Origin of the sequence: Burkholderia sp. AU32262, from assembly GCF_020419985.1 — a bacterium.
Lineage (GTDB): Bacteria > Pseudomonadota > Gammaproteobacteria > Burkholderiales > Burkholderiaceae > Burkholderia > Burkholderia semiarida.
In genome coordinates this window covers 1-1,793 of record NZ_JAIZRS010000066.1, presented here as the reverse complement: position 1 = coordinate 1,793, position 1,793 = coordinate 1, and the positions used below count along the sequence as shown (strand labels likewise).

The 1,793-nt window shown below is 55.8% G+C and carries 2 protein-coding genes and 3 pseudogenes; 4 read left to right on the top strand and 1 reads right to left on the bottom strand.

Annotation, left to right across the window (positions count from 1 at the left end):
* The 3 genes and pseudogenes from LGN10_RS33320 to LGN10_RS33310 form a co-directional block, all read left to right on the top strand.
* Positions 1 to 131 (top strand): annotated as a pseudogene (locus tag LGN10_RS33320) (IS630 family transposase); the annotation flags it as partial.
* Positions 79 to 207 (top strand): hemagglutinin repeat-containing protein, encoded by a 129-nt coding sequence (locus LGN10_RS33890; protein WP_413227173.1) that lies wholly within the window; start codon positions 79 to 81, stop codon positions 205 to 207. The pseudogene LGN10_RS33320 and the gene LGN10_RS33890, both read left to right, overlap by 53 nt.
* A gap of 98 nt (positions 208 to 305) precedes the next feature.
* Positions 306 to 743, top strand: a complete 438-nt coding sequence (locus LGN10_RS33310) for a hypothetical protein (protein WP_143328757.1) — start codon at positions 306 to 308, stop codon at positions 741 to 743.
* 91 nt (positions 744 to 834) lie between these two features.
* On the opposite strand, the pseudogene LGN10_RS33885 reads toward LGN10_RS33310, so the two are convergent.
* A pseudogene (locus LGN10_RS33885) lies at positions 835 to 1,063 on the bottom strand (transposase); the annotation flags it as partial.
* 85 nt (positions 1,064 to 1,148) lie between these two features.
* Between LGN10_RS33885 and LGN10_RS33305 the strand changes: the two are divergent.
* A pseudogene (locus LGN10_RS33305) lies at positions 1,149 to 1,670 on the top strand (transposase); the annotation flags it as partial.
* Positions 1,671 to 1,793: the final 123 nt, after the last annotated feature.

Sequence of the window (1,793 nt, the reverse complement as noted above, 5' to 3'; positions counted from 1 at the left end):
CGATGGGTTTCGGCTACGTCGAAGGCGTTACTCACGACTACGTCCGTCATGGCACCACGACGTTGTTTGCCGCCCTGAATGTCCTCAATGGCGCCGTGCTCGCTACCTGCAAGCCGCGCCATCGACAACAGGGTGATGGCGGAGGTGGGTGGCAACCTGAATCTCACGTCGGTGCAGGATACGAGCCGTAGCGAGGCCCGGCGTTGATGCAGGAGGCGTAACGAAAATACCAAGCATGGGTGGCGCTCTTGGGGTTGGGAACGGAGCAAGAATAGGAAAGGTTCAATAACGATGGATGATTTTTGATGAGACTGCTAAAGACTTTGATTGCTAGTGTATTGCTGTCGGCGGTGGCTTATGTTTTTTTTGCGAGGGTGCTGATTAATATTCCTATGGATACTGTTGAAAAATATCGGCAGATGAAGTCTGATATCAATGGAATCCTTGGGCAAGGTGGGCTGGTTGTATTTTATAAAGAAAGCGAACGAGGTAGTGCTGCGCTGATTATGGTGAGTATGGACTCCCGGTCGGTGGATGAAAAATTGCTGGCCGCTTATCGAGATACTTTTGCTTATCAAGGATGGCGTGTCATTGACTCAAGTTCACAAAAAATTTCGTATTGCAAAGAAGAGGTGCTGGCGAAGCTGAATCTCGTTCCGGAGTGGTTTCCGGGAAAGCGGATGAACGTTTATGGTTTGACCATGGAGTACAACTCGGGAACGACGGCGGAATGTAAGCAGTGAATCTCGAATACGGTATTGCGGCAGATCGGGGACTATACAGGATGGGTGACTAAGAACGCCGCAGCCAATGGTGACCAGGCGGCCTCAAGAATCAGGTGCAACGGTTATCCAATCCGGCGACAGCCGATTCCATCGCCATAGCCTCTTCAGGGGGGCCGTTCGAGGGTTTGGCGAGGGCGGCCGTTCATCAAATTGGTAATGTCGTTCAATTGCGTCTGGGTGACGCCTGACAGGTCCGCACCCTTGGGCAGAAACTGGCGCAGCAGGCCGTTGGTGTTTTCGTTGTTGTCCCGTTGCCGAGGGGCGTAGGGATCTGCGAACCAGATGTCCAGATTCAGAGACCGATCCGTGAGGGCCTGTCAGGAATTTCGTGTTTAAGGCATAACATGCTCTCAAGGAGAGTGCATGCCTCGCAAACCGAAAGCCCAGCCGGTGGAGCTGCCGGCGGTTCCGGCCGAACTGCTTGAGCAGTTTGGCAACGGTCCGATGACAGCAGAAGCCATCAATGCCGCGACGCTGGCGCTCAAGAAGGCGCTGATCGAGCGAGCGCTGAGCGGCGAGATGAATCATCATCTTGGCTACCCCTCCGGTGCGGCCAAGCCGGCCAACGCCACGAATCAGCGCAACGGACGGGGCGCCAAGACGGTCCTGACCGAAGACGGCCCGATTCGCATCGAGGTGCCTCGCGACCGCGACGGCAGCTTCGAACCCATCCTGATACCCAAGCACGAACGGCGCTTCGCCGGCTTCGACGCCCTTCGAGTCAAGATTCGCGAAGACGCCGTCGTGCGCAACAAGGCGGTGTACCTGGCGCTGGGCGTGCTGCCCGACGGCACCCGTGACATTCTGGGCCGCTGGATCGAGAACACAGAGGGTGCCAAGTTCTGGATGAAGGTGTTCAATGACCTGAAGACGCGCGGCGTGGAGGTATCCGGAATTTAGTGTGTGAGGCGGGTTGAGATTCAGACTCCAATGTTGAATCGTTCTGGGTAAAGCAGTGCGAACTGAGTCATGGCGCTCTTCCAATCGTGCCGGGAACCCGTCCACTTG

Bases quoted from the DNA above. Each gene is read 5' to 3' on its own strand.
- LGN10_RS33890 (WP_413227173.1), top strand. From the start codon at position 79: ATGTCCTCAATGGCGCCGTGCTCGCTACCTGCAAGCCGCGCCATCGAC.
- LGN10_RS33310 (WP_143328757.1), top strand. From the start codon at position 306: ATGAGACTGCTAAAGACTTTGATTGCTAGTGTATTGCTGTCGGCGGTG.